The sequence below is a fragment of the Microcoleus sp. PH2017_05_CCC_O_A genome, from assembly GCF_020738785.1.
Taxonomy (GTDB): Bacteria; Cyanobacteriota; Cyanobacteriia; order Cyanobacteriales; family Microcoleaceae; genus Microcoleus.
Map to the genome: position 1 here is coordinate 1 of NZ_JAEQCB010000219.1, position 6986 is coordinate 6986.

Sequence of the window (6986 nt, forward strand, 5' to 3'; positions counted from 1 at the left end):
TCGGATTCGACCTGTTCTGTCAGCCATGACGGAATTGCGATCGTTACATCTCCAGCATTGCACAGCTATGTTGAGAAATGTTCAGCGTAAAAGAATCAGTATTTCATATTAATTCTGGTTTTACCGGAATGATTAAACCGCAGAGGCCGCAGAGGACACAGAGGGAGAGGATAGAGAGATGAATCATTCTGATGAAGAGTGGATTTGATATGAAGGAGTGCAAAAAGTATTTTTTTTAACAGTGCGATCGTCTCCGGTCGCGATTGTTATACCATTTATCTGAAGTTGTACAATACTCTTCGACCCCCCCTAGCCCCCCCTTGTTAAGGGGGGGAACAAGAATATTGTTATTTCGTTGAAAATTGGTATTAGACTCGCGATCCTAGAATCAGGACTAAAGTCCTTACTACAAACAACTGAATTAGTTAATCTCAAAGGAATTCATCATATTTTCAGCCGTTTTCAAATAGTCCGAATACTCTGATTTCTCCGCAGTGTAAGTAATCACGTAAGCTTTATTATTCATCAACGTCCAAGTTTGCATTTTTTTGGTATTGGTTTGTCCGTCTTTATCATCAAAAACAACTGTATAACCTCGATGATTAGCAATCGTTTTAGGATTTTCTTCTAAAATTTTAACATCAGTAAAATTAGTTTTAATTTGCTTGAGAGACGATTGATTGTATTCATCGAGAGACATCGGTTTTGGCAAATCTTCTATGCTGACAGTAATTTGTTCTTGATAAGCATCAGCGGTGTTCTTTTTGGGGGCTATGAATACAACCACATCGTTAATTACTGGATTTTGTAACTCTTGTTTTTCCCACTTTTCAGGGTATTTGATTTTAAACTGATGGGTAGAACTTTGATAACTTAATAAATTTTCAACTTGAGTTTTAGAGAAATGTTGGATTGCGAAGGCGGAAATGGCGATCGCCCCAGCAACTCCGAGTCCCATTAAAGCCGGCTTCCATCCCAAAGCAAATCTAGGAGTTCTGCGATCGGGAGATGGCGATGGCGGGCGATCGCTCAGTTTACCAAGTCGCTGCAAAAGAACTTGAGTATCTTTTGGCCTGTCTTTCGGAAAATAAGCCATCAAATCATCAATCAAATCTGCTAGCGGCTTCGATGTTTGAGTCGCCACATTCCGCCAAATCAATTTACCCGATCGCGGATCTTCCTGCAAATTTCTCGGTTCTTGAGCCGTCAGCAAATACACAAAATTCCGGCCCAAAGCAAAAAAATCAGAACGTGGCTCAGCCTTGCCCTTTTTTTGTTCTTCGGGAGTGTAACCCATCGAAGAAATGCGAGTTACTTCTCCAGTTGCTCTCTGAATAGTTTCTGTAACTTCCCGCACCGCCCCAAAATCAATTAATACTAATTTTCCGTTCGACCGGCACATGACATTTTGCGGCTTAATATCTCGGTGAAAATAATTTTGATTGTGAACGAGATTCAATATTTCCGTCAGTTGTGTCAACCAGTCAATAGCTAGTTCCGAAGAAATAGGTTGGTAATTATGAGCTTCCAACCACTGCTGCAAATTTTTACCTTCAATTTTCTCCATCACCAGACAGTGCAAAGATTTATCAGTACCCTTAACTCTGAAAGTAAAATAGCCTTCAGATTCAACTGTCGGGAGTCCCGGATGCTTCAGCCGCTGCAAAACGTGAGCTTCTCTCTGAAAAAGTTCCACACCTAGAGTATCGTTGTTCATCAGAACTTTCAACACTTTCTGAGTACCGTCTCTGTCTCTGACTGCAAAAGTTTTACCAAATCCTCCTTGTCCCAAAACAGTAATTACCCGATAGCGTGCGTTGATTAGCAACTCAGATCCGCAAGTTTGGCAAAAATTGATAGTGTCAAGATTTTCTGGATGGCGACAGTTGGGATTAATGCAGTAGCTCATGGTATGGAGGAATTAGCTTGGTAGAAATAGTATCTCGTGCCAAAGCAGCTTCCTGAAAGCTATCCGAATTGGGGATAGCTTGGAATTAGTGCGGTGCTTGTCAGCATTGATTATTAAACATGATATAACATTACTCATGTTTTGAATACTGAATGAGAGAATCTCATTTTTGTAAAAAGCATTTTTTTGTTGGAGTGCGAGCTGGGACGCTCGGGAGTCTTATATCACCTGTGCGATCGGGGACGATCGCACTAAAAAAGCTGGCACGCTGGATGCTGGGTACTAAATTCTCGCACAATCTAAAATCTAAAATCTAAAATCTAAAATCTAAAATCATATGACAGGTCAAACCCATAAGAAAACAAACTTAATCGCCAGCCCCTATTTAGAAATCGACTATCAAGGCGAAGTGGTACGCTTGGAACTGACCAAGACTGAACACGTACTGGGACGAAATCCCCAACAAGCTGACTTGCTGGTTCCCAAAGATTGGGAGAAGCTGTCGAGATGTCAAGCGATTTTGCGCCAAGAAGGGGACGACTATCGCATCTATGACGGCGACGGCCTCAAACCCAGCAGTAGCGGGTTATTTGTGCTTCCGACTGAAACTCCTGTAACTCCGACTCAAGGCTGCGTTTTGCGACACGGAATCGAGTTGCGGATTGGTACGGATTTGAGAAATCCGGTGCGGGTGAGTTATTTCAATCCCGGAAGTCCGGCGCTGGCCGTTTTGGGTTCGCGGGAGTCTGTGTCTCTGCGAAATCGATCGGTCGTCTTGGGGCGCGATCGCAATTCTACGCTACAGTTAAATTCGCCGATCGTCTCCCGCAGCCATTGTGCGATCGACGCCAACAAACGCGGAGACTACGTTCTCACAGACAAGAGCGCTAACGGCGTTTTTATTAACGGCAAACGAGTTAAAAATGAAGCTATATTGACCGAAGGTGCAAAAATTCGCATCGGCCCTTTTCTGCTAATTTATCAAAATGAAGAAATAACAGTTATCGATCCGGGAAATGCGATCGGCTTAGAAGCAATTAACTTAAACCGACCTTTTGTCAACGATATTTCCCTAGTAATTGAACCCGGACAGTTAGTGGCGTTAGTCGGAGGAAGCGGCGCGGGGAAATCCACATTAATGCGAACCTTGCTGGGAATTGAAACCACAAATCGTGGCGCCGTTTACGTCAACGGCGACGAATTGCGGAAAAACTTTGAATGCTACAGTTCTTTAATCGGTTACGTGCCTCAGGATGATATAGTCCACGGCGAATTAACAGTTACAGAAGCCCTAACTTACGCAATTAAATTGCGCTTGCCGCCGGATGTCGATGTCGAGCAAGTTTTGACAAAAACTCTGACCGATATTGAGATGTTGGACAAGCGAAAAACCCTTGTAAAAGACCTTAGTGGCGGACAGAGAAAGCGGGTTAGCATCGGCGTCGAATTGCTTGCAGATCCGAAGTTGTTTTTCTTGGACGAACCAACTTCTGGACTAGATCCGGGGCTGGATAAAAAGATGATGGAACTGCTGCGGAATTTGGCAGATAAAGGTCGGACGGTGGTTTTGGTGACGCACGCTACGGCAAATGTCAATTTGTGCGATCGCCTAGTTTTTCTCGGCCGCAACGGCTACCTTTGCTACTTCGGCCCGCCCGCAGATGCTGCAAATTTCTTTGGAGTCAATCAAGCAGACTTTGCCAATATTTATAACGAGTTAGAAATCGGCGAAAAGGTCATCAAAGAATGGGCGAATACCTATCGGAATTCCGCCTATTACCAGCGGTACATAACCGCGCCCTTAAGTCCAAAAGCACCGCAAAAACAAGCACCTCCCGTCAAACTTCCCCAACCCGCCAAAGTTTCCCCAATCAAACAACTGTTTATCCTCGCCGATCGCTATTTCAAGCTAACTTTACGCGACCCAGTTAACGTTGGTTTAGGACTGTTAACTGCTGCTGTTTGCCCGATTTTGCTAGCCGGAATCAAAGATATAGAACCGCTAGTTACCGGAACAGCAGACGATCCAGCGCTGGCTTTTTTAGCTTTGCGAATTTTGTTTGTATTTACATCGGCAGCTATTTGGGTAGGTTTGTCCAGTTCTCTGCAAGAAATTGTCAAAGAATCAGCCGTTTACCAGCGAGAAAGATTGGTGAATTTAGGTTTACTGCCCTATGTCGGTTCCAAGTTTCTGGTGCTGGGAGGATTGGCCTTGTTGCAAACAGTGCTAATGACCGCAGTAATTTTAATTGGTTTTAAACAGCCGTCACCGGATATAATCGCTTGGCCGCTGGGTTTGGGAATTACAGTATTTTTAACGCTGTTGGCTAGCATGAGTTTGGGATTGATGGTATCGGCATTTGTGAAGAATGGCAGTCAGGCCAACAGTGCTTTGCCTTTGCTGTTAGTGCCGCAAATTATTTTTTCGGGAGTCTTGTTCAGTCTGGGAAGTTTGTTTAAAATCGAGAAAATCGGTCAGTATATCTCGTGGTTGACGGTAAGCCGCTGGTCTGTGGGTGCTTACGGTAGCTTGGTTAACGTGAACGCGATGGTGCCAAAGCCGATCGAATTACCCGATCGAACAATCTTACCGCAGTTATTCGAGAAAAGCGCCGTCTACGAACCAACTTGGCAAAACCTAGCCTTGAATTGGGGAATTTTAGGATTGCACGCCGCCGTTTATTTGACCGTAACTTTGCTGTTGCAGAAGCGGAAAGATATTTTCAAATAACGCAGAATATGGTTATATTTTCTTAGTCCCTCTCTGCTGGGACTTTCTTTGAGGTGAAGCGATTTCTAATCGCCAAGGGCAAAAGGGCAAAAGTGTAAAAAGCTAGAAAGTCTACGCAGCCACACACGCAACTCGAAAACCGCGGGTACAGCAGACATCGTTCGGCGCACTGTGGTCACGAGTAGCCGATTGACAGTTAAAATCACTGCAAAACGAACCACCGCGCATCAGCCGATGATTGTTTGTTCCCGTTTCCCAAGAACTTCCGTCAGTCCGTGCAGCATCATAATTATCATGCCATTTATCGCTGCACCATTCCTCAACATTCCCGTGCATATCGTACAACCCAAAAGCATTGGGGGGAAAACTTCCCACATCTATGGAGCAGCTTGAGTCATAGTTGACTACTTCTGGAGATATACAGTGACAGGTTTCCCCAAAATGGAATGCGGTTGTTGTACCCGCACGACAGGCGTATTCCCATTCGGCTTCACTCAGTAAGCGATATGTTTTCCTAGTTGTTTGCGACAGTTTCTCACAAAATTTGACAGCATCATACCAGGATACATTTTCTACAGGACGTTTTTCACCTTTAAAGCACGATGGGTTGTTTCTCATAACTGCTTCCCACTGTTCTTGGGTGATGGCGTATTTACCTGCATAAAATGTCGGTACTGTGACTCGATACTGCGGAATTCGATCGCCACTAACTGTGTAGATGTCAGGGGGGCCCATCGTAAATGTGCCGCCGGGAATCTTTACCATTTCTAAGCTGACACCGCGCCCTAGGTTTTCACTAAAGTATTCGGCTTGTCGCTGTTCTGTTTTGACGATCCTTCCCCATTGGTAGAGTGTGATGACTTCAAATTGAAAGGTCTCTGCTGGACTTAGTTTTTCGTCAGCTATGATTTTATTTGGTGTTGGTGGTTGTGCAGCAACACACGCAACCCGAAAACCGTTGAATCTCTCGCCATAGATCGGCTGTTCGCAGCTACGAACAGCCGATCGGCAATTGCTCGGATCGTTGGCCCACGAACCACCGCGCAACATCCGACAATTGTTTCCTGATTCCCAAGAACTTCCGTCAGTCGGTGCACCATCATAATTGTCAAGCCATTTATCGCTGCACCATTCCTCAACATTCCCGTGCATATCGTACAACCCAAAAGCATTGGGGGGAAAACTCCCCACATCTGTGGGTTCGTTTGATTCGGTTATGTAGTTGACTAATTCCGGGGTAATCGTTTCGCCAAAATGAAATGGGGTTGTTGTACCCGCACGACAGGCGTATTCCCATTCCGCTTCACTCAGTAAGCGATATGTTTTCCCAGTTGTTTCCGACAGTTTCTCACAAAATTCGACAGCATCATACCAGGATACACATTCAACAGGAAGTTTTTCACCTTTCAAGTACGATGGGTTGTTTCCCATGACGGCTTCCCACTGTGCTTGAGTGATGGGGTATTTCCCTGCATAAAAAGCTGGTACTGTGACTTGATGCTGCGGGCTTTCGTCATCCTCTCGTCCTGCTTCGTCGTTGGGGGAACCCATCATAAATGTGCCACCGGGAATGTAAACCATTTCCAGTACAATACCATTACCTAAATCTTCTGGAAAAAATCGAGCAAATGACTTACGACGACTGTTTTTTTGTCCATCCGCATCGACTGTGATAACATAAAACCCAAAGAGAGGAAAATGGTTTTGTAAACATTGTTTTATATTCTCCTCATCCCGATCTTTCAGCAGTAAAAAAGCAGCAGATTTCACCTGCATTGACTCATCCTGCAATGCTCCAAGTATCAAATCTAAGCCTGCTTCCCCATATTTGGGCGCTTCGGAGAGTGCGGCGATTCTAACTTCGATCGCGGACGAGGCTAAGCGGCGTTTAACGCCGGCGATGCCTCCGAGTACAGCAGCATTGACCGGAATTGAATTTTGACCGCCCTTGACGGCATCGTATTCTCTAGGTTTATTTTGATTGTCAGACATAATTTCAACCAGGTACTTTTGCGAGTTTGTCGGGTTGCAAGGTCGGCATCGCGAGCAATTCCTCAACGGAGAAAGGTTGCGGTTGAGGAATTGCAGCTTCAGCATCCATGAGCTCTTTGATTTTCTCAAAAATCAAAACAGTTTCTGTTTCTCCGTCAGTTAGTTGATCGTAAAAATTAGGTATGGAGAACCAATGTTCAAAAGCAATCTCTAACAAACCGTTAGTTGCTAATTGCACTTGCCAGTACCGAGAATATCTGGCATCAACTATCTCAAATAACGGGGCTGGATTCTCTAGAGGATAATAAGTATAGCGCTCATCGCAAATATAGTACGATAAATTCCCTTGCCATT

The 6986-nt window shown here is 44.6% G+C and carries 4 protein-coding genes and 1 pseudogene; 1 reads left to right on the plus strand and 4 read right to left on the minus strand.

What is annotated here, in order from left to right:
• Positions 1-421: 421 nt before the first annotated feature.
• Together JGK20_RS31675 and JGK20_RS34710 are read right to left on the minus strand one after the other, a co-directional pair.
• Positions 422-1828 carry a serine/threonine-protein kinase gene (locus JGK20_RS31675; protein ID WP_293233434.1) on the minus strand — a complete coding sequence of 469 codons (1407 nt, stop codon included), beginning with the start codon at positions 1826-1828 and terminating at the stop codon, positions 422-424.
• Positions 1829-1861: 33 nt separating this feature from the next.
• Positions 1862-1909, minus strand: a pseudogene (locus JGK20_RS34710) (4-Cys prefix domain-containing protein); the annotation flags it as partial.
• Positions 1910-2246: 337 nt separating this feature from the next.
• On the opposite strand from JGK20_RS34710, the gene JGK20_RS31680 reads away from it, so the two are divergent.
• A complete protein-coding gene (locus tag JGK20_RS31680) occupies positions 2247-4640 on the plus strand; it encodes an ATP-binding cassette domain-containing protein (protein ID WP_293233436.1) in 2394 nt (797 codons plus the stop codon).
• 111 nt (positions 4641-4751) lie between these two features.
• Here JGK20_RS31680 and JGK20_RS34715 read toward each other — a convergent pair whose 3' ends face one another.
• Both JGK20_RS34715 and JGK20_RS31695 read right to left on the minus strand, forming a co-directional pair.
• A complete protein-coding gene (locus JGK20_RS34715) occupies positions 4752-6632 on the minus strand; it encodes an SUMF1/EgtB/PvdO family nonheme iron enzyme (protein ID WP_366039739.1) in 1881 nt (626 codons plus the stop codon).
• 4 nt (positions 6633-6636) lie between these two features.
• A partial coding sequence (locus tag JGK20_RS31695; RefSeq protein ID WP_293233438.1) for a hypothetical protein occupies positions 6637-6986 on the minus strand: 350 nt, incomplete at its 5' end.

What these genes read in the sequence shown, in the direction of transcription:
- JGK20_RS31680 (WP_293233436.1), top strand. Translation starts at nt 2,247, where the DNA reads ATGACAGGTCAAACCCATAAGAAAACAAACTTAATCGCCAGCCCCTAT.
- JGK20_RS34715 (WP_366039739.1), bottom strand. Translation starts at nt 6,632, where the DNA reads ATGTCTGACAATCAAAATAAACCTAGAGAATACGATGCCGTCAAGGGC.